We start from the raw sequence: 23,066 nt of genomic DNA, 5'->3' as shown, positions 1-23,066 counted from the left end.
GCACCCGCCCAGCCCCTCGAGAGGTCCCGTCATGCGCCGTGTCGGCATCACCCTCGCCTCGGTGTTCGGCGCCGGAATCGTGGCGGTCGGCATCGGCGTGGTCGTCCTCGTGGTGATCGCGGTCAACTCGCTCGCCGGCATCGCGAAGTCGAGCGCCGCCACCCCGACGCCCGCGTGCCCGGCCGTCGCCTCGAAGACGATCGGCGGGATGGTCGTGCCGGCCGGACCCGTCGGCGGCTTCTGCCAGGACCGCCTGGTGAACGCCGCACACGTGATCGAAGCCGCCCAGGCGCTCGGCATCGGCCCCCACACGCAGGCCGTCGGGGTGATGACCGCGATCGGCGAGTCGAGCCTGGTGAACCTGGACCACGGCGACGCCGCGGGCCCGGACAGCCGCGGCCTGTTCCAGCAGCGCGACAACGGCGCGTGGGGCACGTACGAGCAGCGGATGGACCCGTACACGGCCGCGACGATGTTCTACACGAAGCTCGTGAAGGTCCCCGGCTGGAAGACGATGAGCCCGACGCAGATGGCGCACGCGGTGCAGATCAACTCCGATCCGGACCACTACGCGAAGTCGTGGCCGCAGGCGAAGGCGATCGTCGAGGAGCTCACCGGCCAGGACGTGCCGGACGCCGCTCCCCAGGGCTGATCGCTCACGAGGCCACCGCCTGCGTCTCCTCGTCGAACTCGACGATCGCGGCTCCGCCGGAGTGCACGACGACCTGGGCGCGGAGCCGGACCGACTGCTCGTCGAGGGCACAGGCGCAGGCGTCGACCCACTCCCAGTCCACCGGGTAGAGCCGGTCGGCGTCGGGGCGTTCCCACACGAGCACGACGTCGACGGCCCCGAGCTGCGCCACGATGTCGGCGATCAGGGCCGCGAAGTCGTCGACGTGTTCGTCCGGGGAGTACGGCAGGTCGGCGATCGGCAACAGGAACGGGATCGACATCCCGCGGTCGTCGAGGAACAGCACCCAGCACTGCCGGCGCAGCGGCCGTTCGACGACGGCTTCGACGAGTCGGACGACGTCGTCGTCGGTGCGGACGGGTTCACGGATCAGGCGGTCGAGCATCTCGGTGTCAGGCATGACTCCAGCGTGGCGAACCGGAAGCCCCCACCCGAGGCGCGGTCCGGGGTCTGTGGAGAGCCGCTCCACGAACCCAGCCTGTGAGGGAAGAGTCCCTCAGATGCCGTGCGTGACCGAGCTGTCGACGAGCAGCAGCGAGGCGAAGAACACCGCGACGATCGCCGCCATGCCGACGAGCACCACCGGCCAGGTCAGCCGACGTCGCACGAGCCGCAGGACGCAGACCGCGATCGTCGCGACCAGCACCGCCGCCACGATGATCGGTCCCACGACGACGACCGAGTCACCCAGCGTCTCGTTGCAGGTGTTGCCCGGCGCCGCGCACGACACGAACGCCAGCGACATGAGCCTGATCCCCCACCCCGCTGCCAACGCACCGACCGTGAGCACGACGAGCAGCGCGGTGGACGCGACCACGTCCGCGACGCGAGCGCGTCCTGCCAGGGGGTGCCGGGCCTCCCGACCGAAGCGCGCCGGGCCGGACCCGAGCGGATCGGGACCCGACGCAGGACCCGCCCCAGGACCCGTCCCGGAGGCCGGGCCGGTCTGCCGCGCGGGCGCGCCCATCAGGAGCGCCGGCCGCGCGTCGACCAGAGGGCGAGCGCGATGAGGACGGGCTGACCGAACAGCCGGACGAAGCGCTTCTCGTCGCTGTCCAGACCGAAGGCGTCGCGCCGGTTGACCCACTGCGACAGGTTGCCGGGGAAGATCACCGTGAAGAACAGCGCCGCGACCGAGCCGACGAATCGGCGAGCCGGCTTCGGAGCGAGCACGAGTGCCGAGCCGAGCGTGATCTCCGCGACCCCCGATGCGAGCACCGTCGCGTCGTCGTCCAGCGGGACGAACTCGGGGACCTGCGCCGTGAACTCCTTGCGCGCGAAGGTGAGGTGACTCGTGCCCGCGACGACGAGGGCCAGGCCGAGCAGGACGCGGAAGAAGGAACGCATGCCTCCATGGTGCCCGTTCCCGCGACCGGGTGCCCGCGCTGCGCGACTCGGACGTGTTCGAAGCGAGGTTCACTCGCTAACATGCGGTCCATGGGAGCAGTCGCTCGAGACCACGAACCGCCGGCAGCTCCGGCGACCTTCGCGGTGGCGCTCGGACCGGTCGCGTTCTACCTCGGCATCATCGTGCCCGCACAGTCGACCGTGCAGCACGTGTTGCTCGGTGCGGTGTTCGGGCTGGTGTGCGTGCTCAGTGGCTGGCGGGCGATCCGGATCGCCGGTCGTCGCCGGGCCGTGCAGGTGTGGTCGTGGATCGGCATCGTGATCGGGAGCGCCGGGCTCGTCATGCTCGTCTGGCAGGTGCTCGTGATCGTGACCGGGGGTGCGTTCCCGCCGCCGTTCTGGTCGCCGTACGCCAACCGCTGACGCGGTCCGGCCGGGAGGCCCGGGTCGGGTCCGCCCCGTCGCGCACGAAACGAGACACCCCGGGTCAGGGCCGCCCCGCCTGACGACGCCGGGTCACCAGCCGAGCGTGCCGGGCGCGCCCTTGAACGGCCCGACGATGTCCGCCGTGATCCAGCCGCCGTAGAAGTCGCCGTCCTGCGCCTGGACCCGTTCGCCGCCGACCTCGCACGAGTCCATCGCCGACGGGTAGATCGCGACGCGTTCCCGCAGCGACTCGTAGCCGGGCACGGGCGTCGGGTAGTTCCAGGCGGCGCGGCTCGCGACCGTCCCGTCACCGCCGACGACGTCGAAGTAGCGCGCCAGGCCCTTGAACTCGCACATGCTCGAACCCGGCGCCTTGACCAGCGCACCCTCGGCCAGGTCGGCCATCGGCAGGTAGTAGACCGGCGGGTGCGAGGTCTCGAGCACGCGGACGGCATCGGTCGTGTCGGCGACGACCGTGCCGCCGAGACGGACGACGACGCGTGCGGTGACCCGCTCGACGGCGGGCGGGCGGGGGTAGTCCCAGACGGACTCCTGGCCGGGGCCGGGCTCGGTCCTCTTAGGGTGGCGCATGCTCCAGGTGTACGCCCGGTGCCTGCGGTGCAGCCGCGTGCGTGCGCGGAATCGCCTCCGGGTGCACGATGGGCGGGTGCCGGCGGGTCGCGCCGTTCTTTCGCGCTGAGCGACAGTTCACGGGCTCGGCGGCGCGAGAAGTGTCGTCCAGCGCGAAACGTCGCCCGTGCGCACGACCTCCTCCGGGTGCACCATGGGCGGGTGACGACGACGACACGCACCCTGTTCCGACGGAAGCCCATCGACACGATCGATGACGAGGCCGGGGGCGAGGGCGGCCTGAAACGGCACCTCGGCCTGTGGCAGCTCACCGCGATCGGCATCGGCGGCATCATCGGCGCCGGCATCTTCACCCTCGCCGGCACCGTCGCGAACGGCGTCGCCGGGCCCGCGGTGCTGATCAGCTTCCTGGTCGCCGGGGTCGCGAGCGCCGCCGCCGCGTTGTCGTACGCCGAGTTCGCCGGACTCATCCCGAAGGCGGGCAGCGCGTACACCTACGGCTACGCGGTGCTGGGCGAGATCGTCGGGTGGTTCATCGGGTGGGACCTGCTGCTCGAGTACACGGCGATCGTGGCGGTGGTCGCGATCGGCATCTCCGGCTACGTGGGGTTCCTGGTCGGCCAGTTCGGCATCGACCTGCCCGCGTGGATGCTCGGCGCCCCGGGCACCGGTGACGGGCACGTCATCGACGTCTTCGCGATCGCGCTGTGCCTGCTCACCGCCTTCGTCCTCACGCGCGGCATCCGGAGCGCCGCCCGGTTCGAGTTCGTCGCCGTCGGCATCAAGGTGGCGCTCGTCGTGCTCATCGTCGTGCTCGGCGTGTTCCACATCAACAGCGCGAACTACTCCCCGTACTTCCCGTTCGGCTTCGGCGGCGTGATGACCGGCGCCGCCACCGTGTTCTTCGCCGTGTTCGGCTACGACGCCATGTCCACCGCGGCCGAGGAGTCCACCGACGCCCGCAAGCACATGCCGAAGGCGATCCTGCTGTCCCTCGGCATCTCGATGGTGCTGTACGTCCTGGCGACCCTCGTGCTCACCGGGATGCAGAAGTACACCGACATCGACCCTGCCTCGGGCTTCTCGTCGGCGTTCGCGTCGGTCGGGCTCGGCGGTGTCGCCAACGTCATCGCGATCGGTGCCATCGTCGGCATCGTCACGGTGCTGGTGACGTTCATGCTCGGTGCCTCGCGCGTCTGGTTCTCGATGAGCCGCGACGGCCTGATGCCGAAGTGGTTCGCGAAGACCGACCCGAAGCGGCACGTGCCGACCCGGGTGACGTGGATCCTCGGCATCGCGTCGGCGATCCTGGCCGGGGTGCTGCCGATCGGTGTCGTCGCCGAGCTCACGAACATCGGCATCCTGCTCGCGTTCGTCGTGGTGTGCTCGGCCGTGGTGGTGCTGCGCTACCGGCAGCCCGACCTGGACCGCCAGTTCCGGCTGCCGTTCATGCCGGTCATCCCGATCATCGGCGTCATCGCGTCGCTGTGGCTCGTCACGTTCCTGCAGTGGGAGACGTGGGTGCGGTTCGCGATCTGGTTCGCGATCGGGCTCGGCGTCTACTTCGGGTACTCGCGGAAGCACAGCAAGCTGGCCGAGCCGGAAAAGCGCTGAGCACAGCCGACGAAGCGCAGAGCACAGCCGACGTCGGCAGCGCCCACGCCCGCGCCCCCTCAGCGCCGCAACGTCTCCCGCGGGTACTCCCCGAACCGGTTCGCGTACACCGAGGCGAACCGCCCCATGTGCGCGAAGCCCCACCGCCGGGCGACGTCCGCCACTGAAGTGGCCTGCGGGTCGAGGATCCGCAGTTCCTCGTGCACGCGTCCGAGCCGCACCTCGCGCAGGTACGTCATCGGCGAGCGCTCGAACGCCCGCTGGAACGACTCCTGGATCCCACGGATGCTCAGCCCGGCCGCCTGCGCGATGTCGGCGACGGTGAGCGGTTGGTGGGCGTGCGCCTGGATGAACTCGACCGCGGCCCGGAGCCGCCCGTCGCTGCGGGTGCCGTAGCCCGCGGGGAACCGTTCGGCCTGCAGCGGGTACATGCGGAACAGGGCCCGGGCGACGTCGCGCTGCGCCTCGTGCCAGGCGAGGGACTCGTCGCCCTCCTCGCGCAGCGCACGGAGCGCGCCGGACACGGCGGTCCGCCACTGGCCCAGAGCTGCGGAGTCAGGCGTCGTCGTGGTGTCGAACGCCATGGTGCCGTCGACCAGGTGGTCCTCGGCGGCGACGTCGAGCACCAGGTCACGGCGCAGGTGCACCAGGCGCTGGTCCCAGTCCTGGTACTCCATCTCGAACCGGCGCTCGACTGGGAACAGCGTCGGGACGCCGGGCTGCATGCGCACCTCGTCGCGGCCGACGTCGACGCGGGCCTCGCCGCGTTCGAGCCACTGGACGACGACCTCGCCCTCGGTGGCGACGTCACCGCGCAGGTACCCGTGCATCTGGGAACGGCGGACACTCAGCCGTTCGTCACCGACACCGACGTACTTGAACCAGTAGTCCTGGTCGAGGGCTCGGGAGTACCAGGCCTTGCCCGCGTACATGCCGGCGAGCGAGCTGATGGCCTCGTCGGTGTCCTGGCCGGCCACGGCGACGAGCGAACGTGGCCGGGCGGGGCGTGCAGCAGGATCGGACCCCGGAGCGGGCGTCTGCGACTCGGTCGTGTCGGTCACGGGAACACCTCTCTCTCCTGGAGCAGAGCGGTGTGATCACGTGCGTTGTGTTGCCGACCTGCCCTCTCACGCTAGGGAGCAGCGGGTGGTCGTACAACCAGGTTGCGCTCTGCGGCCTAACGGCCGGTCCAGCGAACCCAGCCGTGCACCTGTGCCGCCGCGCTCTCGAAGGACGAGTGCCCGCCGGTCAACGAGTGGTCCGGGGAATCGACGGTGTACGAATCAGTGCGGGTGATGTCGCACACGACCTCGGAGTCGAGCAACCCGTTCCAGTGGTCGGCTGAGTCGCGTACCCACCGCAGTCGGTCCGGCATGAGGTTCCAATCGATTCCGTGGACCGCTGTCGTCGCGCTCCGAGTTGGACGGTAGTCCTGTCAGATGTTCGTCGCACAGGGTGGCGGCCCGGATCGTCGGTGGTGACTGGCACGATGGTCCCGTGCCTGCTGCCCCGATGATCGACGCCGTCGACGTCATCCGCTTCGTCGGGCCGCAGACCTTCGGCCGCGCACGCGACGTCGTCCGCGCCGGCCTGGTCGACGACGCCACCTGGCACGACGACGACGGCACGGTCACCGCGGTCGTGTCCGGCACCGCCGACGACCCGTACGAACTCCGCGTCGACACCACCCCGGCGCGCGGCGACTTCGTCCGCCCGGTCCGCAGCACCTGCAGCTGCCCGCTCGGCGGCGACTGCAAGCACGTCGCGGCCGCGCTCCTCACCATCAACGCCCGCGCCCTCGCCGCGAACGCCGGCCCACGCCCGGAAACGCCGGCTCCGCCGCCCTCGGACTGGAGGCACGACCTCGCCCGCCTCGCCGGTGACGACGAGCGGGCGCCCACCCCGCAGGGCACCCGGATGGGACTGCAGTTCGAGTTGCGTGACGCGGTCCCCGCCAAGCTCGCCTCGCGCGCCCGTGCCACCGGCCGCGCCCTGCCGGCGCCGTCCCGCAGCGTGCGGCTCGGCGTCCGGCCGGTGACCCGCAGCGACGCCGGCAACTGGGTGCGCGGGCAGCTGACGTGGGGCACGCTCCCCTACTCGCAGAACCGGCTCGGCGTCGGTGCCGAGCAGCACGCCTGGTTCCTGCAGCTCGCCGCCCTGCACCGCGCAGGGCAGCTCGCGGGCCTGCCGGGTGAGAGCGACTGGCTGCACCTCGACGACTTCCGGAGCCCCCTGCTCTGGCCGCTCCTGCAGCAGGCCGCGGCGCTCGACATCGCGTTCGTCACCGGCAAGCGCGAGGGCGGTGCGGTCCTCGGCACGCAGGCCCAGGTGCTGCTCGACGTCGGCCGGCACGACGACGCCGTGGTGATCGGCGCGAGTGCGGTGCTCGACGGCCGCCCCGTGGTGCACGGTGCAGCGCGGATGATCGGCGACCACGGCGTCTACGTGTTCCGCGAGAGCCCCGAGTTCACGGTCGCCGTCGCACCGACCCCGGCGCCGGTGCCCGAGGACCAGCGCCGCATGCTCGTCGAAGGCAGCCGCATCACCGTGCCGACCGCCGAGGTCGACGAGTTCCTGGCCGACTGGTCGCCCCGGCTGCGCGGTGCCCTCGGCCTGGTCAGCTCCGACGGCTCGGTGGAGCTGCCGGAGCGCACCCCGCCGGAGCTCGTGCTCACCGCGACCTTCGAGCCGGCCCGCGCCCCGCGCACCGACGACCGCGTGCACCTGCACTGGCGTTGGCACGTCGACGGCCGGAAGGACCCGGTGTCCCTGCACGGCCCGCTCCCCGACCTGTCCGGGCTCCGTGCCGCCGACGATCCGACGGGCACCGACGGCGCTCCCGTCGCGGACCCGGCCGCGGCGGTGGAACCGACCACGGCGACGACGCCGGCCGACGGCGCGACGCAGGCCGGGCCTCCCGTCCGCCCTGCCGGACCCGGTGGCGGACTGGACTGGTTCCAGGACGGCACCATCGACGGGGCCGACGTCGCGGTGTTCGCGAACGAGTTCCTGCCCGAGCTGCCGTCGCTCGGCGTCCGCACGGTCGTGCAGGGCGAGCGACTCGACTACGAGCGGTTGAGCGGGCGGCCGCACATCCGCGTCACGACGATGCCGTCGGACAAGCACGACTGGTTCGACCTCGGCATCATCGTCAGCGTCAACGGGAAGCAGATCCCCTTCACGCCGCTGCTCACCGCGCTCGCGGGTCGGCAGCGACGGCTCAAGCTCGTCGACAACTCGTACCTGTCGCTGGCCGACCCCGCGTTCGACCGGCTCAAGGAGCTCATCGACGAGGCCCGCGACCTGGACGAGTGGGAACCCGACCAGCCGATCGCCGTCACGCCGCTGCACGCCGGGCTGTGGTCGGAGTTCGACCTGCTGGCCGACGAGACCTCGCACGACGAGCGGTGGCAGGCGATCACCTCGGGGCTGCTTGGGGCGACTCCCCCGGGTGACGTCCCCGTGCCGGACACCGTGCACGCCGACCTGCGGCCGTACCAGCACGCCGGGTACGCGTGGCTGTCGTTCCTGGTGACGCACGGCATCGGCGGGGTGCTCGCCGACGACATGGGCCTCGGCAAGACCCTGCAGGTGCTCGCGATGGTCGCTGCCCGTCGTGCCGCGGAGCCCGACGCGCCCCCGTTCCTGGTCGTCGCACCGACCTCGGTCGTCGGCAACTGGGCCGCCGAGGCCGCCAAGTTCGTGCCGTCGCTGCGGGTTGCGACCGTGACCTCGACGTCGCTGAAGGACCCCGGGCTCGTCGCGCGCTCCGCTGCCGCGTCGGACATCGTCGTCACCTCGTACGCGCTGCTCCGGCTCGACGCCCGCGCCTGGACCGACCTGCCGTGGTCGGCGCTGGTGCTCGACGAAGCCCAGTTCGTGAAGAACCCGCAGTCCCAGACCCACCGTGTGGCCTCGGAGCTGCAGGCACCGGTGAAGTTCGCGATCACCGGCACGCCGCTCGAGAACGGCCTGACCGACCTGTGGGCACTGTTCCACATCGTCGCGCCGGGGCTGCTGTCCACCTGGACCCGGTTCGGCGACGACTACGTGAAGCCCCTCGCCTCGCCCGAGCTCCGCGGCGAGGCCCGGCAAGAACTCACCGGGCGGCTGCGCCGACGGATCCGGCCGCTCATGCTCCGCCGCACGAAGGAAGCCGTCGCGGCCGACCTGCCCCCGAAGCAGGAGCAGGTCGTCCGGGTCACGCTCGACCCCGCGCACCGGGAGCTGTACGAGCGCACGCTGAACCGGGAGCGTCTGAAGGTCCTCAACCTGATCGACGACCTGTCGAAGAACCGGATGATCGTGTTCCGGTCGCTGACGCTGCTGCGGATGCTCGCGCTGTCGCCGGCGCTGGTGTCGGCGGGGTCGTCCGGGTCAGCGTCGTCCGACTCGGACGTCACGTCGGGCTCGACCCCGATCCCCTCCGCCAAGCTCGACCTGCTGCTCGACGAACTCGAACAGCTCGCGGCAGAGGGCCGTCGCGCCCTGGTGTTCAGCCAGTTCACCTCGTTCCTGCGGATGGTCTCGGACGCCCTCGACGCCCGAGGGATCGGCTACGAGTACCTCGACGGCTCCACCCGCAAGCGCCCGGAGGTCATCGAGCGCTTCCGGCAGGGCACCGCTCCGGCGTTCCTCATCTCGTTGAAGGCCGGCGGGTTCGGGCTCACCCTGACCGAGGCGGACACCGTGTTCGTGCTCGACCCGTGGTGGAACCCCGCCGCCGAGTCCCAGGCCGTCGACCGCACGCACCGCATCGGGCAGACCCGGTCGGTCAGCGTCCAACGGTTCATCGCCGAGGACACCATCGAGGAGAAGGTCCTCGCCCTCGCCGCTCGCAAGGCCGAGCTGTTCGCCACGATGATCGACGACGACGCCCTGTTCGCCGACGACCTGACCGCCGACGACATCCGCTCCCTGCTGACCTGACCCGCCGCCCGCGCCCCCGTTCGACCCGCACCACGTTCCGCCCCGCACCACCTGGAGTCCCACCGCATGACGTCCCGCCGACGCCGCAGCCGCATCACCCTGACCTCCGTCCTCGTCGTCCTGGCCCTCGCCGTCGGCGGGTACGCGCTCGATGCGACCGGCGTCCTCGGGCCGGACGCCGACGCGGCGGGCACGACCGAGGCGGGCGGTCCCACGGCCGGGGAGACGACCACCATCGGACCGCAGCAGGCGTCGTCGGGGGCGACCCCCGCCTCCAGTCCGACCGTCAGCCGCGGAACCGACGCCGACGCGGTCCGCGCACGCACCCAGCTCGCCGACCTGCCCGTCAAGGGCAAGGCAGCCGGCACCGGCTACGACCGCACCGGCGACTTCGGCAGCGCCTGGCTCGACGTCGACCACAACGGGTGCGACACCCGGAACGACGTCCTCGCCCGCGACCTCGCCGACATCACCCGCGAGGGCCGCTGCAAGGTGCTCACCGGCACCCTCGTCTCGCCGTACACCGGTGCGACGGTGGACTTCGTGCGCGGCAACACGACCTCGACCCTCGTGCAGATCGACCACATCGTCGCGCTCGAGAACGCCTGGCGCACCGGGGCCCAGCGGCTCACCGAGGCCGAGCGGCAGGCGCTGGCGAACGACCCGGTGAACCTGTTCGCCGTCGACGGCCGGTCCAACTCGCAGAAGGGTTCCGGCGACGCGGCGACCTGGCTCCCCGCCAACAAGGCGTTCCGCTGCACCTACGTCGAGCACCAGGTCACGGTGAAGGCGAAGTACCGCCTGTGGGTGGCTCCGGCGGAGCGGGACGCGATGGTGCGGGTGCTGGACGCCTGCTGACGTCGGGCGGGTCCGGCGCCGCTGGGTGTCGGCTCGGAGGCCCGGCGCACCTCCGCCCCGCGTGGCAGGCTGCGGGCATGGCTGAGCAACTCACGGTCCCACAGGCATTCGCGCTCCTGCAGGTCGAGCCCGACGGCCGCAAGTCCCTCGACGGGCAGACGCTGGACACCGGTCTCGCGGGCGCGGTCCTCGCCGACCTCGCACTCCGCGGTGTCCTCTCGCTGCAGGGCGGGCTGGTCACCGTCGTCAACGGCGCCGCCACGGGCGACCCGGTGCTCGACGGCGTCGTCGGGTCGATCGCGGCATCCGGTGCACCGCGCAAGGCGAAGTGGTGGGTGAGCCGACTCGGCAAGCAGCGGCTGCGCGACGACGTGTTCGCCGGCCTCGTCGCCAGGGGCATCATCAGCGTCGAGCAGGGCAAGGTGCTCGGCCTCTTCCCCACCACGAAGCACCCGGAGCGGGACGGAGCCCCGGAGGCACTGCTGCGTTCCGGCATCGGGGACGTGCTGGCTGGCCGGGCAGGACCCACGCCGTTCTCCGCCGCGGTCATCGGCCTGCTCGACGCGACGAACACCCTGCGCAAGCAGTTCGGCGCCGTCGACAAGGACCTGGTGAAGGAGATCACCTCGGGCACCTGGGCGAGCCCGGCGGTGCAGGCCGTGCTCGAGGAGATCGAGGCCGCGACGATCGTCGTGATCATGGCTGCGACCATGGCAACGACGACGTCGATCGTGACGAGCTGAGGCCGGCAGCGTGATGGGGCGCCCGGACGCCTGCTGTTTCCACTCTTAAACGACAGGTGTAGTCTAGGCATCTCGATGCAGATGCATCGATCGGACTCGCTGCCCCACCGCGGACCCCGAGCCCTTCACCGTCGAAGACCTCAGGAGGCCTCCCACCATGCCCGAAACCACCACCGGCACCACCCGCTTCACCGACCGCGTCGTCCTCATCACCGGCGGCGGCTCCGGCCTCGGCCGCGCGACGGCCGTCCGCCTGGCAGCCGAGGGCGCTGCGCTCTCCCTCGTCGACGTCTCCGAGCAGGGGCTCGAGGCGACGAAGACCGCCGTGCTCGAGGCCACCCCGGACGCGCAGGTCCTGACGACCGTCGCCGACGTGTCCGACGAGGCCCAGGTCGACGCCTACGTCACCGCCACGACCGAGCGCTTCGGCCGCATCGACGGCTTCTTCAACAACGCCGGCATCGAGGGCAAGCAGAACCCCACTGAGTCCTTCACCGCCGCCGAGTTCGACCGCGTCGTGTCGATCAACCTGCGCGGCGTGTTCCTCGGTCTCGAGAAGGTGCTCAAGGTCATGCGCGAGCAGGGCTCCGGCATGGTCGTGAACACCGCGAGCGTCGGCGGCATCCGCGGCATCGGCAACCAGTCCGGGTACGCCGCCGCCAAGCACGGCGTCGTCGGCCTCACCCGCAACTCGGCCGTCGAGTACGGCCGCTACGGCATCCGCATCAACGCCATCGCCCCCGGTGCCATCTGGACGCCCATGGTCGAGAACTCGATGAAGCAGCTCGACGCGGAGAACCCCCGCAAGGCCGCCGAGGAGTTCATCCAGGTCAACCCGACCAAGCGCTACGGCGAGGCCCCCGAGATCGCCGCCGTCGTCGCCTTCCTGCTGTCGGACGACGCGTCCTACGTCAACGCGACGGTCGTCCCGATCGACGGCGGGCAGTCGGCCGCGTACTGAGACCGTCACCTCCGACGCCCGGCGCGCGTCCGCGTGCGCCGGGCTTCGGCCTGGAGGCGCGGCTCGACCCGGCCGTGTGCGCCGACCGTGACAGCATGGCTGGTGTGAGTACCGATCAGACCAACGGGTCAGCCTTCGGCCGAGGCGTCGACAAGGCCCCGCCGACCGCGGCCGCCGAACTCCGCCGCCGGATGGCGGCCTCGCCCGCGGGCTTCCTGCGCAGCGCGGCGTGGGTCCCCTGGAAGCCGGCGGGCGCTCCGGAGGCCGGCAGCGTCGCCCACGTCATGATCCGGGACAAGCCGTTCGTGCCGGTCTTCACCGACCCGGGCGAACTCGCCGCCGGTCTGCCCGACGCCGAGGGGCGTCCGGTGCCGATGTCCGAGCTCGTGTCCGCGCTCCCCGAGGAGTTCGGCATCGTGGTCGACCCCACGAGTGCGGCCGAAGCGAACTTCCTGCACGCCGATGTCCTCGCCCAGATGCGGGTGCAGATGCAGAGCGGCGTCCCGACCAGCGACGACTGACCCGCTCCGTCTCACCGTCCGCTCCGGGCGAGTGCGGGGCGTTTTCCGCTGCGTGACGGTTCTGGTTCACGATCCCCGGGGTTCGTGAACCAGAACCGTCACGCAGCGCTGACTCACCCAGCGTGCTCCGCGACGACCACACAGGGCACGGACACCACGATCGCCATGACGGTCGCGGTGCCCACAGCGACCGCCCAACCCTGCGACCTCGTCCGTCGGATGACCTGCCCGAGGCCGAGGGCATCCGGTGCCGATGTCCGCGTGATCGTAGCGGTCTGCCACCTGCACTCCTGGCCAGCCCATCAACCCAGTTCTGGGGATCGCTCACGTCGGCGTCGCCGATCAAGATGGGTCCGTCGTACTGAGCAGACGGGGGAACGACGATGCCGTTGGGCGGGCCAGGACCACGAGATTGGTCCCCTCCGGAGTACTCATCAGGACCCTCGCGAAGCGGTGCTCGCCGGCTGCCGACACTCCACGCACCCTCACCGCTGCTGAACGCGAAGCCACGCCGGCGCACGAGGCCCTGGGCGTTCGCGACCCTTGCGATGCTGCTCGGCTTCGGCAGCGTGGTCATCGCACTCGTCGAGCCGCAACAGTCCGGGATCCAGACGGGCTTCATCGTCTCGACGATCGGCATCTCGGCGATCGTCTTCGGCGTGCAGGCGATCAAGACAGCACGATGGGGCTCGGCCACTGCGCGGGCGTTCGGTCGCGGAGGTGCGATCCTCGGCAGCGTCGGGACGGCGCTCATGGCGTACGCGGTCATCGGGTCTGCTCTGGCCGGTTCCGGTGTCCACCTGCCAGCACTCTCGCTCCCCCTCGATGGCCGGAGCGCTGCAGTCGGACCGGTTGCGATCCCGCAACGCCCGGCCGTCGCTGTTCCGGTGGAGTCTGCTGTTCCGGCAGCTACGCCGGAACCTGCCGCGCCGCCAGCTCCGGCGGCTGTCGAGACCGAGCGGTCGGCCGTCGTACAGAGCGCCGGCACGCTCGCCTTCGTCATGGAGCAGAGGTTCGGCACCGGTCCGTACCCGTCGACTCTGTCCGTCGGGATGACCGCGCCGGAGCGGATCCTCCTGCCCGACGGCACCGGGCTCGTTGCCGTTCCTGATGGCGCACGCGTCCTGTACTCCGTCGCCCCGGACGGCACCGCGTGGACCGTCACGATCATCGGAGCACAGTTCGGGGCGGTGGCGACCTACAGCTCGACCATCGGCACCGTCGAGTCGGGCTGACTTCCCGCTGGTCAGCGGCGCGGTTCGACGAGCTCGATGAAGCGGGACAACAGCGAGAGTCCCGTGATCGACGGGGGCAACCCGGTGGTCAGCGCCGGTGAGTGCACGAGGTAGGCCGCCCACTTCGCCCGCGAGATCGCCACGTTCAACCGGTTCGGCATGAGCAGGAAGTCGAGGCCGCGGGGGATGTCCGCTGCGCTCGACGCTGCCAGGGACACGATCGACACGACGGCCTCTCGGCCCTGGAACAGGTCGACGGTGCCGACCTGGGTGCCGGTGAAGCCAGCGCGGTCGAGCTCCTGCCGGATCAGTGCCCCCTGCGCGTTGTACGGCGCCACCACGATGACGTCCTCGTCGGTCAGGGCACGGGTGTCGGAACCGTCGGCCCAGGTGCGGCCGACGGCGTCACCGACGAGTGCGACGACCCGGGCGGCCTCTTCGGCAGAGGACGTCGTGTTGCCCGCGTGGACGACCGGCACGGGGTGCACACCCGCGTCGATGCCGTCGAGGTGCCGTCCGGAGACCATCGAGGCGAGCTTTCCGTCGTACGACAGGGCGGAGACGGACTCGGTCAGGGCGGGCTCCATGCGGCGGGTGCGGGCCAGGAAGTACCCGAACTCGGGCGGCAGGACGTGCTGTCCGTCGGCGAGCCAGCCGAGCGCGGACTCGTCGACGGGCTCCGGATGCGAGCCCTGCGACACCTGGGGCAGCTGCTGGGGATCCCCGAGCAGCAGGAGCCGGGTCGCGGCGACCGACGACGCGATGGTCGGGGCGAGGGAGAACTGTCCGGCCTCGTCGACCACGAGCAGGTCGAGGGAACGGCGCTCGATCGTCGACTCGTTCGCGAACGTCCACGCCGTGCCACCGACGACACCGCCGGTGCCCGAGGCCTCGCACGAGGACAGGAACGCGGCGACCGCGGCACCGTTCTTCACGGGGGTCCAGGCTGCGGCGTCGAGCTCGTCCTCGGTTGCGCCGGACTTCGGCACCTTCACGACCCGGTCCGCGGGGACGCCGGCGTTCACGACCGAGGTCAGGAAGTTCTCCGACGTCGCGTGGGACTGCCCGACGACCCCGACGCGCCAGCCGTACTCGCGGACGAGTCGGGCGACGACGTTCGAGCCGACGTAGGTCTTGCCCGTGCCGGGAGGGCCCTGGATCGCCAGGTACGACCGGTCGAGGCCGAGCAGGGTCGACACGACGGCGGACACCGTGTCGTCGCCCTGCACGGGGACGATCGGGCCACGCGGGGGCACCCGTCGCAGCAGGTCGAGCGCAGGGTCCGGCAGCATCGCCGGCAGCTCGTCGAGCACGGCCTGACCCCACCAGCCGATCGCCTCGGGCTGGGGCTTCGCGCGGGGCGGTGCCGACGGTGCGAGGGCCACCGGGAACTCGTGGTGCGGTTCGCCACCGACGGGCAGGCCCTCTTTCACGAGCACCTCGACGGCATCGCCGTTGTCCCACACGTCCACGATCACGGCGCGCGACGACGCGCCCTTCGATCCGGGGCCCGGAGAGGCGACCGACGGCGGAAGCGGGTCGTCGTAGACGAGGTGGGGCGTGCCTCCAGGCCGGAGCCGCGAGCCGGGCGCGAGCGTCCCCGACAACCGGAGTTCCCGCGACTGTGAGCGGGCACGCGGCAGCGTGTCCCAGTCGCGCTCGACGGACGCCCGCTCCACGACCAGGACGTCGCGGGTGTCGGCCCAGTCGTCGACCGGGTTCCGCAGGCGGTCGAAGTGGTCCTGCCAGAAGGTCTTGGCCTCGCGGCGGTGGTAGTCGATCGCGGCTGCGGCGAGCGCCAACGCGGTCTGGTCAGGGGTGCGGTCGAGGGCGTCGACGTCCTCGAGTTGCGCGGCGAGCGCGACGTACACCGGATTGGGCTCGCGCTCGACGGGGATCGGCGGGACCTCGAGCTCGAGCACGGGGTCGGCCGCATCGGGGTCGTCGGTACGCAGCGAGCGGAGCCAGTCGCGCAGGCGCAGGGTCGAGCGGCAGTCGTAGGCGTTGTAGTCGGCGACCTGGTCGAGCATCCGCTGTCCCTCGACGGCGTCACCGTTGCGGAGCTCCTCGATCGCGTCGACGTAGGCGCTGATGCTGTCCGCGGCGTTCGTGACGTCGCTCTCGCGCAGGTCCGACCCCATGTACAGCGGTTCGAGCTTCTTGATGGAGTAGCTGTGGCTGCCGACGACCAGGGCCTTCCGGACGATCGGGTACAGGTCGACCAGGGCCCCGGCGCGCAGCAGGTCGTCGACGGCCTCTTCACCCACGCCGTGCCGGGCGGCGAGCGACAGCAGGTGCGTCCGCTCGTAGGCCGCGTAGTGGTAGATGTGCATGCCCGGGTACTGCTGCCGCCGGGCCTCGATGAACGCGAGGAACTGCTCCAGCGCAACTCGCTCGTCGCGGATGGTGTGCGCCCAGAACGCGGTGAACTCGGCGCGGTCGTCGACCAGGCCGAACAGGTAGTCGAGGCCCCAGTGCACGCCGTCCTCGGTGTGCAGCGGGTCGCCCTCGAAGTCGAAGAACACGTCGCCCGGGTCGGGTGCCGGGATCGCGTCGAGCGCACGGGCATCGAGGACCTCGAAGCGCGGCTTCACGGGCTTGCCCGGCCCGTCGGCGCCCTTCCGTCGGGCGTCTTCCGACTCGATCTGGAGGCTCGCCTGCCGTACCAGCCGATCCTGCGTCGCGCGGGACAAGCCCGGCACTGACCGGGTTCGGACCGCCAGGTCGTCGATCGTCCGCACCTCGTGCTTGATCAGCTTCGCCCGTTGGTCGAGGCGCATGCCCGCGACGAGGATGAGGTCGCGGTGCTCGGCGACCTGGGTCGAGCAGATCGCACAGCGCCCGCAGCTGGAGTACCGCGGGTCACCCCACTGCAGCGGCTCGTCGGCGGCGATGCGCTCGGCGATGACTCGCTGCAGTTCGGCGCGCTGTGTGCGATACACCGGCGCGATGTCGGCGAGGTCGTGCGTCGTGGTCGTCCGGTCTCCGAGCACCAGGTGCACCTGTTCACCGGTGGGGATGCCGTGCGCCTGCATCTGCTCGGCGTACGCGGCGAGCTGCAGCAGGGCGCTGATCTTGGCGTGGCGTGCGAGCTTGGTGTCGTAGACCTCGTACTCGCCGCGGTCGTTGCGGATGATGAAGTCCGCGAAGCCGATGAACCCGGGGGCGTCGGCGGTCGGTGCTGCATGGAACGTCGGCTGGTACAGCACGTCGGCACCGTCGGCGAAGGCCTGTCGCGCTTCGGCTGCGGCGCGGGCGTAGTCCGGCGGTGCGGGACGGTCGAACTCGACGACCTTGCGGGTTTGCTTGAGGATGTCGAGGTAGTCGAGCTCGTGCTGGTCCCCGAGCCGAGCCGTGCGTTCGAGCATGTCGTCGTGCACTTCGGGCAGGGCGTCCCCGCGGCCGAGCTTGGCGTCGAGGCGGCGGAGGAACGCCCACTCGCAGGCCGACCACGTGCTCAGGTCACTCGGGCTGAGCAGCACGTGCCCGTCGACGCCGATCTGCATGCGCTCCCCCTTGCTCTCCGGTGCGCTGAAAGCCTAGGGGCGAGCGCCGACACCGACCCCGTCGGGTCGCCGGGCGGTCAGCCGACCGGCACGAACCGCGGCCCGTCGTACCCGTCGCGCGTGATGTGCGCGGTGAAGTCGGCGAGCGAGCGGACCCAGTGCCCGCGTTCGCCGTAGAGCGCCTGGTACACGACCACGGGCTCCTCGGTCTCCACATCCCGGGCGACGAGCAGCACCTCGTAGTCGTTCCCCTTGAAGTGCCGGTACCGCCCAGGTGTCACGTCGAAGCTCACACTCTCGATCGTAGGCAGGCGAGCCGTCCGCTGCCGACGCTGGAAACGTATGCCTGTTCAAGGCGAAGGTGTCCCCACACTGGCGGGGTGCTCGCCTGCCGCCGGAACGATGCGACGGCTGCGCCGGGCCGCCTGACCGCCCGGCCCCGTCACGAACGGACACGTGCTTCCGTGCGGACAGCACCACGACGTACGGTCGCACCATGACCGTCATCGTGGCCGTCGCCGTGCTGGCGGGGGTTCTTGCCCTCGCCACCGTCCTCGGGCTGCTCCTCCGCTCCAGGACCGGCCGCGCGAAGCCCAGCCCGACCTCAGCCGATGACACCGCCAGCACCGTCGCCGACCTCGCCCCGCCGACAGCCTTCGGCACGCGCGCCACCCTCGTCCAGTTCTCCACCCCGACCTGTGCCCGCTGCCCCGCGACCGCCCGGCACCTGGACTCCGTCGCCGCCCGACACGACGGCGTCACCCGACTGGAGATCGACCTCGCCGAGCACCCCGGACTGGCGAGCCGCTTCAACGTCCTGCAGACCCCCACGGTCTTCCTCGTCGACGGCTCCCGGACCGTTCGCACCCGCTTCGGAGGCCCACCCCGCCCACCGGAGCTCGCCGCAGCCCTCGACGCCGTCCTGACCGCAGGAACCGCAGGCACCGCAGACACGACCGGCACCCAGGAGTCCCGATGACCACCACGACCGACCCCACACGCGGCATCGACCCGCGCTCCCCACGCTTCGGCGCCGCCATCACCACGGTGCTCCTCGCCGCGACGATCGTCCTCACGCTGATCCCCGAGACGTGGGTCGCCGGCATCGTGCTGCTCGCCGTCATCGTCGCGCTGTTCGCCGTCGGAGGCATCGCCGGCATCCGCCGCCATCCCTACGGCGCACTCTTCCGACGGGTCGTCCGCCCACGCCTGGCCCCACCCGCCGAACTCGAGGCCCCGGAACCCCCGACCTTCGCCCAACAGGTCGGCCTGTTCGTGACCGCGGTCGCCCTGCTCCTCGCGCTGCTCGGCGTGCCGTACGCCGCCCCGATCGGTGCCGCGGTCGCCCTGGTCGCCTCATTCCTCAACGCCGTCTTCGACGTCTGCATCGGCTGCCTGCTCTACGTGTGGCTGGTCCGGGCGGGCGTCTTCCGTCCGCGGCGCGGCGTCGCCTGACGGCGTCCGGCCTGGAGGCCCGCCTCGCCTCCGCCCCGCCTCCCGCGCCGCGAGTTCGGTCGCGCCCACCGGCCGGTGTACAACCAAAATCACCTCGCGCCGCGCGACTCCGCGGTTCGAGGTGACGTTGGCGTCGCGGCGGCGGCGGCTCCCCCACAGCAAGCCGTCCGCAATGTCGGAGTTGGGGCAACTGGACGAGGCGGTCCTCGGCGAGCGCTTGCTACCGGACTCGTTCCAGCGAGCCATGCTGCCGAAGCCGACCGCGACGGACACGAAGCAGGCGGACCGGCCAGGGAAGCCGGCGACGCGGTACCGGCGGGGGTGACGGCGCCGGCCGGTCGCCAGCGCGACCGACCGGCGACGCCCGCTCAGTAGGCCTGGCGAACCGTCGAGACCGAAAGACGCAGCGTCTGCTCGCGGGACGCTCCGTTGAGTGCCCAGATCGTCCAGTGGTACCGGTCAGGCCTGGTCATCACACCCCAGTCGCTCCTGCCGCACTTGTTGACCTTCGTGCCCATGCTCTTGTCCGGAAGCCATCCGCGCTCATCGATGAGCCGCACGGATGCGGACTTGAACCCGTTGAGGTTCCCCGAAATACGGCAGCCCGCGAAGGTCGTGGCCGTCCGGACTTTGTCCTTGTGCGAGTCCTGCCAGCTCCGCGAGTTCTTGCCGATGGCGACGCCGGTTAGTTTCGACGACCACGAGCCCTCAGCGAATGCTGGCGACGCCGCGAACACCGTGGCGAGGATGACTCCTCCTGAGACTGCTGCCGCCGCTCGCCGACTGAGATTGATCATCGTGATTCCCCCTCGAGGTGACGGCCCGGGAAATCCGAGCCGTGAGCACGCTAATGTACGGTGAAACATCAATGCAAGGTTCCAGGGGGTTGTCTTGGCCGTACAGATCGACGAGCTCACGTTCGGGTACCGACGAGACCACCAGGTCATCGTGTCCCTTTCGGCGGTGTTCCCGAGCGGGGGCAGCGTCCTTCTGGGGCCGAACGGGGCCGGCAAGTCAACGCTGCTCGGGATCGTCGCGGACGCCCTTCGACCGAGTTCGGGGACGATCCGTGTCGACGGTCTGGGCAGCCCGAGCGATCATGGGAACCGACGGCGGTACCGCCGAGGGGTCGGGTGGCTTCCGCAACGGAGTGGCGCCTTCCCAGGGCTCTCCGCTCGGGAGCACGTCGCCTACTGCGGCTGGTTGAAGGGACTCTCGCGCAGTGATGCCTGGGACAGCTCCGCGGCAGCGCTCACAGCAGTTGATCTCTCCGCACGGGCCGATGTGCGGGCCACGACCCTGTCGGGCGGGCAGATCCGGCGTCTCGGCGTTGCCGGTGCGCTGGTCTCGGGAGCGCAGTGGATCCTGCTCGACGAACCGACGGCCGGACTCGACCCGGCACAACGGGCACGCTTCGCTCAAGTCATCCAGAACCTGCCGAACGATGTCTCCGTGATCGTCTCGACCCACCAGACCGAGGATGTCGCTGCGACGTACGACCACGTGACCGTGCTCGTGGATGGACACGTCCCGTTCTCCGGGTCCGTCGACGCCTTCACGGAACCGTTCAAGGGACTCTCCCCCGCTGACGCGATCACCGCGTCGTACGCGCGCTTCACGAACGAGGACGACTGATGCGCCCGATCATCCCGTGGCGCAGTCGCGCAGCAGTGTGGCTCCTCCCGCCAGGGTTGCTCGGCGTGGTCGCGTACAGCGTGCAGTTCTCGTCCGAGACGTCCGTTGCCGGGTACTGGCCTGCTGCGATCGCCGGCTCCGCGATCTACCTGGTCTTCTCGTGCGGCGTCGCTGCCACCGCTGGCGCCTGGGAAGGACGGCGGTACCGGTCCAACGCATCCGCCATCCAGAGCAGCAGCAGATCGAGTGCAGTAGTCCTCGCCGATCATCTGTGGACGCCGCTCACCGCCGGCGTCCTGCTTCAGGTCGTCGCCGTCGTGCTCATGAGCCGCGACACCTGGGGGGCTCCAGGCGGCCCGCCAGTGCTCGTCGGCCTGGCGTTCGCGAGCATCCTGTTCTTCCACACGTGCGTCGGGTTCGCCCTCGGTCGCTGGCTCCCGCCGGTCGCGTCGCTGCCACTGAGCCTGCTCGCGTCGTACAGCTGGCTCGGCTTCTCATGGGCCGTCGACTACTTCCCGCTCCGCTACCTCGCCGGCCTCGTCATGGCCGACTGCTGCTCGGTCGAGACGTCACTCGACCTGCGAGCGCCGATCATCGCGACCACGTTCAGCACACTCGCGGGAGTCGGCCTGCTCCTCATCGCGGCTGCGCGGCGCACAAGTGGCGATCGAGTCCATCGATTCGGCGTCCAGATCGGCGCAACCTCGTTCGCAGTCGTCACAGCGATCGCACTCGTGTCCGGTTCGAGTCTCGGAGCCGCGCCGATCACCGAGCGCCCGCAGTCGCAGTCGGTCTGCAACGGTCACCGTCGGACGATCTGCTTGTTCCCGGAGCAGCGCGCCGACGGCGACTCAGAGGCCGTGATCCGGAAGGCCGCCGAGAACCTCAGCCGCTCGGGCATCACGATCCAGCCGACGATCCGGGCGAGCAACGCGCCCTCGTCTCCGGACGACCTGAACATGATCGTGCAGGTGTGGATGACGGACGCCGACCTGGTGCACAGCCTCACCACCTCGGTCCTGGGCGACGCAGAGGTCGCGTACTGCGAGTCCGAGCCTGACGACATCGAGCGACTCAACGACGCCGCCGTCGCGAACCGCTGGCTCATCGACGTGGCTGCCCATGGGATCGTCGATGCGGGTCGCGTGGAACCCGCGCTCGAGATGGACGACCACTCGTTGCTGCAAGAACTGCGGAAGGCCCCGGCGTCGGCTCAGGCCGCGTGGGTCACCGCGACGATCGACCGGCTGACGGATTGCTCGGTCGGCCACATCGCGCTGCCGTCCTCGTGATCTGGTGGTTGCGCGTGCACCGCACGACAGCGCTCCTCGGGCTCACAACCACCGTCACGGTGCTCTCGATCGGGCTGGGACCGATCGGCATGCTGTTCCCGTCGTTCGGCGGTGGCGCACCCTTCGCGATGATCCCCGTCGCTGCGGTCGGTCCGCTGGTGCTCGCGATCGCGGCGGGTGCATCGATCAGCCGCGGGCTGTTCCCCGCTCCTGCCCGACGGACCGACCTGCTCGAGGCGAGCACCGTCTTGGTAGTGATCGGACTGGTGTGCGCGATCAGTACCGTCGGCCTCGCGGTCGGCGCGGACCCCGCTGTCTCGCTCGCAATGATCCGGAACACCATCGCGTTCTGTGCGCTCGCGATGGCCAGCCGTGCGGTGCTCGGTGATCGCTACCAGTCGGTGCCGGGCGTCCTGTACTTGCTCGTCGCAGGACTGTTCGGACGCGGAACGCCGGATCACCCGGCGGTCTGGGCAGGGGTCGTCACCACGAACACCGAACTCATCTACTGGCTGTTCGTCGCACCGATCGTCCTCGTCGCAGCCGTCGTCGCCGTCGGGCGATCCACTCGTAGGGTGGAGGCATGGGGGAACTCGAACTGACAGCACGTCGCGCCTGGCGACGGGCGACCCTGCTCGCACTGATCGGGGCCGTCGTCGGCGCCGTCATCGGCTGGTTGCTGGCGACCACCGAGTCGGGCGCCGTCGCAGTCCTCACCGTCGTCGGCTTCGGCGCGTCCGTCGGTGGCCTGACCGGTACCTTCTCGATCCTCGCAACGACGATCGGGATGTCGACCGCGATGCAGGCCACCACGGCGGGGCTCTCCCCTGCCGGCAAGCGCATGGTGACGCAAGCGATCAAGACCGGCAGCCCGATCCAGCCGCCCGAGTCCGACCTCGCCCTCCGGGCACGCGAGCATGCACGACTGCTCTCCACCTACCAGCCGCTCGCCCTCGCGCAGTTCCTCCTGCTCTACCTCGGCATCGCTGGCGCCCAGTTCCCGATGTTCGCGGACGAGGACGTCTCCGGCTCGGCGTTCCCCCGGTTCCTCTGCGCAGCACTGCTCATCACCGCACTGATCATGACGCCGATCCTGCTGCGAGCAGTACGTCGGTCGTGGCGGTACCTGCGGGCGGCGACCGTCGTGGCATCCCCGGCCCCGCAGTCCTGACGAGCAGGACCGCCCGGGTTCGCGTCCGCCGCTCATCGAGTGAGCAGAAAACGTCGAATCCGCCGCGGCGACTCGACACCTTCTGCTCACT

22 protein-coding genes and 1 pseudogene are annotated in these 23,066 nt (G+C 70.8%); 15 read left to right on the top strand and 8 right to left on the bottom strand.

Annotated features, from left to right (window positions below; translation table 11 throughout):
* A pseudogene (locus DEJ05_RS13190) lies at positions 1-652 on the top strand (hypothetical protein); the annotation flags it as partial.
* 4 nt (positions 653-656) lie between these two features.
* Here the strand turns inward: DEJ05_RS13190 and DEJ05_RS13185 are convergent.
* From DEJ05_RS13185 to DEJ05_RS18350, 3 genes are all read right to left on the bottom strand, one after another.
* Entirely contained in the window at positions 657-1,091 is a 435-nt protein-coding gene (locus DEJ05_RS13185) for a hypothetical protein (RefSeq protein WP_071404198.1), read from the bottom strand.
* A gap of 96 nt (positions 1,092-1,187) precedes the next feature.
* A complete protein-coding gene (locus DEJ05_RS18265; protein WP_071404199.1) occupies positions 1,188-1,508 on the bottom strand; it encodes a hypothetical protein in 321 nt (106 codons plus the stop codon).
* A gap of 149 nt (positions 1,509-1,657) precedes the next feature.
* Entirely contained in the window at positions 1,658-2,038 is a 381-nt protein-coding gene (locus tag DEJ05_RS18350) for a hypothetical protein (RefSeq protein ID WP_111110624.1), read from the bottom strand.
* Positions 2,039-2,128: 90 nt separating this feature from the next.
* Between DEJ05_RS18350 and DEJ05_RS13170 the strand changes: the two genes are divergently transcribed.
* Positions 2,129-2,461 (top strand): hypothetical protein, encoded by a 333-nt coding sequence (locus DEJ05_RS13170; RefSeq protein ID WP_146245107.1) that lies wholly within the window; start codon positions 2,129-2,131, stop codon positions 2,459-2,461.
* Positions 2,462-2,554: 93 nt separating this feature from the next.
* On the opposite strand, the gene DEJ05_RS13165 is transcribed toward DEJ05_RS13170, so the two are convergent.
* Complete coding sequence (locus tag DEJ05_RS13165; protein ID WP_071247210.1) at positions 2,555-3,055, bottom strand: DUF427 domain-containing protein; 501 nt, start codon at positions 3,053-3,055, stop codon at positions 2,555-2,557.
* Between the two features lie 201 nt (positions 3,056-3,256).
* On the opposite strand from DEJ05_RS13165, the gene DEJ05_RS13160 reads away from it, so the two are divergent.
* Positions 3,257-4,669, top strand: coding sequence for an amino acid permease (locus DEJ05_RS13160; RefSeq protein ID WP_111110622.1), 1,413 nt, complete (start codon positions 3,257-3,259; stop codon positions 4,667-4,669).
* A gap of 59 nt (positions 4,670-4,728) precedes the next feature.
* On the opposite strand, the gene DEJ05_RS13155 is transcribed toward DEJ05_RS13160, so the two are convergent.
* Positions 4,729-5,730 carry an AraC family transcriptional regulator gene (locus DEJ05_RS13155; protein ID WP_111110621.1) on the bottom strand — a complete coding sequence of 334 codons (1,002 nt, stop codon included), beginning with the start codon at positions 5,728-5,730 and terminating at the stop codon, positions 4,729-4,731.
* A 436-nt stretch (positions 5,731-6,166) separates the two neighbouring features.
* Between DEJ05_RS13155 and DEJ05_RS13145 the strand changes: the two genes are divergently transcribed.
* From DEJ05_RS13145 to DEJ05_RS13120, 6 genes are all read left to right on the top strand, one after another.
* The gene (locus DEJ05_RS13145) at positions 6,167-9,598 is read left to right on the top strand and encodes a DEAD/DEAH box helicase (RefSeq protein WP_146245106.1); all 3,432 of its coding nucleotides are present in this window, start codon (positions 6,167-6,169) and stop codon (positions 9,596-9,598) included.
* Positions 9,599-9,664: 66 nt separating this feature from the next.
* On the top strand, positions 9,665-10,456 hold the full coding sequence (locus DEJ05_RS13140; protein ID WP_258376153.1) for an HNH endonuclease family protein: 792 nt from the start codon (positions 9,665-9,667) through the stop codon (positions 10,454-10,456).
* A 77-nt stretch (positions 10,457-10,533) separates the two neighbouring features.
* Positions 10,534-11,199, top strand: a complete 666-nt coding sequence (locus DEJ05_RS13135; protein WP_111110619.1) for a GPP34 family phosphoprotein — start codon at positions 10,534-10,536, stop codon at positions 11,197-11,199.
* A 157-nt stretch (positions 11,200-11,356) separates the two neighbouring features.
* On the top strand, positions 11,357-12,160 hold the full coding sequence (locus tag DEJ05_RS13130) for an SDR family oxidoreductase (protein ID WP_111110618.1): 804 nt from the start codon (positions 11,357-11,359) through the stop codon (positions 12,158-12,160).
* 95 nt (positions 12,161-12,255) lie between these two features.
* Positions 12,256-12,681 (top strand): SseB family protein, encoded by a 426-nt coding sequence (locus DEJ05_RS13125; protein WP_146245105.1) that lies wholly within the window; start codon positions 12,256-12,258, stop codon positions 12,679-12,681.
* Positions 12,682-13,229: 548 nt separating this feature from the next.
* Positions 13,230-13,916 carry a hypothetical protein gene (locus DEJ05_RS13120; protein ID WP_111110616.1) on the top strand — a complete coding sequence of 229 codons (687 nt, stop codon included), beginning with the start codon at positions 13,230-13,232 and terminating at the stop codon, positions 13,914-13,916.
* Positions 13,917-13,927: 11 nt separating this feature from the next.
* Here DEJ05_RS13120 and DEJ05_RS13115 read toward each other — a convergent pair whose 3' ends face one another.
* Both DEJ05_RS13115 and DEJ05_RS13110 read right to left on the bottom strand, forming a co-directional pair.
* Positions 13,928-17,422: a TM0106 family RecB-like putative nuclease gene (locus tag DEJ05_RS13115; protein WP_111110615.1), complete on the bottom strand. Its 3,495-nt coding sequence runs from the start codon at positions 17,420-17,422 to the stop codon at positions 13,928-13,930.
* A 77-nt stretch (positions 17,423-17,499) separates the two neighbouring features.
* Positions 17,500-17,715, bottom strand: coding sequence for a DUF1653 domain-containing protein (locus tag DEJ05_RS13110; protein ID WP_258376152.1), 216 nt, complete (start codon positions 17,713-17,715; stop codon positions 17,500-17,502).
* 203 nt (positions 17,716-17,918) lie between these two features.
* Here DEJ05_RS13110 and DEJ05_RS13105 point away from each other — a divergent pair, with 203 nt between their 5' ends.
* Complete coding sequence (locus DEJ05_RS13105; protein WP_111110614.1) at positions 17,919-18,401, top strand: co-chaperone YbbN; 483 nt, start codon at positions 17,919-17,921, stop codon at positions 18,399-18,401.
* On the top strand, positions 18,398-18,877 hold the full coding sequence (locus tag DEJ05_RS13100) for a DUF4395 domain-containing protein (RefSeq protein ID WP_111110613.1): 480 nt from the start codon (positions 18,398-18,400) through the stop codon (positions 18,875-18,877). The genes DEJ05_RS13105 and DEJ05_RS13100 overlap by 4 nt, the downstream gene beginning before the upstream one ends.
* Positions 18,878-19,245: 368 nt before the next feature.
* Here the strand turns inward: DEJ05_RS13100 and DEJ05_RS13095 are convergent, their stop codons facing one another.
* Positions 19,246-19,674 carry a hypothetical protein gene (locus DEJ05_RS13095; RefSeq protein WP_146245104.1) on the bottom strand — a complete coding sequence of 143 codons (429 nt, stop codon included), beginning with the start codon at positions 19,672-19,674 and terminating at the stop codon, positions 19,246-19,248.
* A gap of 151 nt (positions 19,675-19,825) precedes the next feature.
* Here DEJ05_RS13095 and DEJ05_RS13090 point away from each other — a divergent pair, with 151 nt between their 5' ends.
* The 4 genes from DEJ05_RS13090 to DEJ05_RS13075 are packed head-to-tail and all read left to right on the top strand — an operon-like array spanning position 19,826 to position 22,975.
* The gene (locus tag DEJ05_RS13090) at positions 19,826-20,512 is read left to right on the top strand and encodes an ATP-binding cassette domain-containing protein (RefSeq protein ID WP_309146950.1); all 687 of its coding nucleotides are present in this window, start codon (positions 19,826-19,828) and stop codon (positions 20,510-20,512) included.
* Positions 20,512-21,804, top strand: a complete 1,293-nt coding sequence (locus tag DEJ05_RS13085; protein WP_111110610.1) for a hypothetical protein — start codon at positions 20,512-20,514, stop codon at positions 21,802-21,804. Before DEJ05_RS13090 ends, DEJ05_RS13085 begins: the two co-directional genes overlap by 1 nt.
* Before the next feature lie 14 nt (positions 21,805-21,818).
* On the top strand, positions 21,819-22,406 hold the full coding sequence (locus DEJ05_RS13080; protein WP_146245103.1) for a hypothetical protein: 588 nt from the start codon (positions 21,819-21,821) through the stop codon (positions 22,404-22,406).
* The gene (locus DEJ05_RS13075) at positions 22,388-22,975 is read left to right on the top strand and encodes a hypothetical protein (protein ID WP_111110608.1); all 588 of its coding nucleotides are present in this window, start codon (positions 22,388-22,390) and stop codon (positions 22,973-22,975) included. The genes DEJ05_RS13080 and DEJ05_RS13075 overlap by 19 nt, the downstream gene beginning before the upstream one ends.
* Positions 22,976-23,066 lie beyond the last annotated feature (91 nt).

Source organism: Curtobacterium sp. MCLR17_045, from assembly GCF_003234405.1.
Taxonomy (GTDB): Bacteria; Actinomycetota; Actinomycetes; order Actinomycetales; family Microbacteriaceae; genus Curtobacterium; species Curtobacterium flaccumfaciens.
Note: the sequence above shows the minus strand (reverse complement) of the source record. Positions and strands in the feature narration are given on the sequence as shown.

Bases quoted from the DNA above. Each gene is read 5' to 3' on its own strand.
- DEJ05_RS13115 (WP_111110615.1), bottom strand. From the start codon at position 17,422: ATGCAGATCGGCGTCGACGGGCACGTGCTGCTCAGCCCGAGTGACCTG.
- DEJ05_RS13130 (WP_111110618.1), top strand. From the start codon at position 11,357: ATGCCCGAAACCACCACCGGCACCACCCGCTTCACCGACCGCGTCGTC.
- DEJ05_RS13085 (WP_111110610.1), top strand. From the start codon at position 20,512: ATGCGCCCGATCATCCCGTGGCGCAGTCGCGCAGCAGTGTGGCTCCTC.
- DEJ05_RS13165 (WP_071247210.1), bottom strand. From the start codon at position 3,055: ATGCGCCACCCTAAGAGGACCGAGCCCGGCCCCGGCCAGGAGTCCGTC.
- DEJ05_RS13095 (WP_146245104.1), bottom strand. From the start codon at position 19,674: ATGATCAATCTCAGTCGGCGAGCGGCGGCAGCAGTCTCAGGAGGAGTC.
- DEJ05_RS13120 (WP_111110616.1), top strand. From the start codon at position 13,230: ATGCTGCTCGGCTTCGGCAGCGTGGTCATCGCACTCGTCGAGCCGCAA.
- DEJ05_RS13100 (WP_111110613.1), top strand. From the start codon at position 18,398: ATGACCACCACGACCGACCCCACACGCGGCATCGACCCGCGCTCCCCA.
- DEJ05_RS13125 (WP_146245105.1), top strand. From the start codon at position 12,256: ATGGCTGGTGTGAGTACCGATCAGACCAACGGGTCAGCCTTCGGCCGA.
- DEJ05_RS13185 (WP_071404198.1), bottom strand. From the start codon at position 1,091: ATGCCTGACACCGAGATGCTCGACCGCCTGATCCGTGAACCCGTCCGC.
- DEJ05_RS13140 (WP_258376153.1), top strand. From the start codon at position 9,665: ATGACGTCCCGCCGACGCCGCAGCCGCATCACCCTGACCTCCGTCCTC.
- DEJ05_RS13105 (WP_111110614.1), top strand. From the start codon at position 17,919: ATGACCGTCATCGTGGCCGTCGCCGTGCTGGCGGGGGTTCTTGCCCTC.
- DEJ05_RS13170 (WP_146245107.1), top strand. From the start codon at position 2,129: ATGGGAGCAGTCGCTCGAGACCACGAACCGCCGGCAGCTCCGGCGACC.
- DEJ05_RS13135 (WP_111110619.1), top strand. From the start codon at position 10,534: ATGGCTGAGCAACTCACGGTCCCACAGGCATTCGCGCTCCTGCAGGTC.
- DEJ05_RS13075 (WP_111110608.1), top strand. From the start codon at position 22,388: ATGGGGGAACTCGAACTGACAGCACGTCGCGCCTGGCGACGGGCGACC.
- DEJ05_RS18350 (WP_111110624.1), bottom strand. From the start codon at position 2,038: ATGCGTTCCTTCTTCCGCGTCCTGCTCGGCCTGGCCCTCGTCGTCGCG.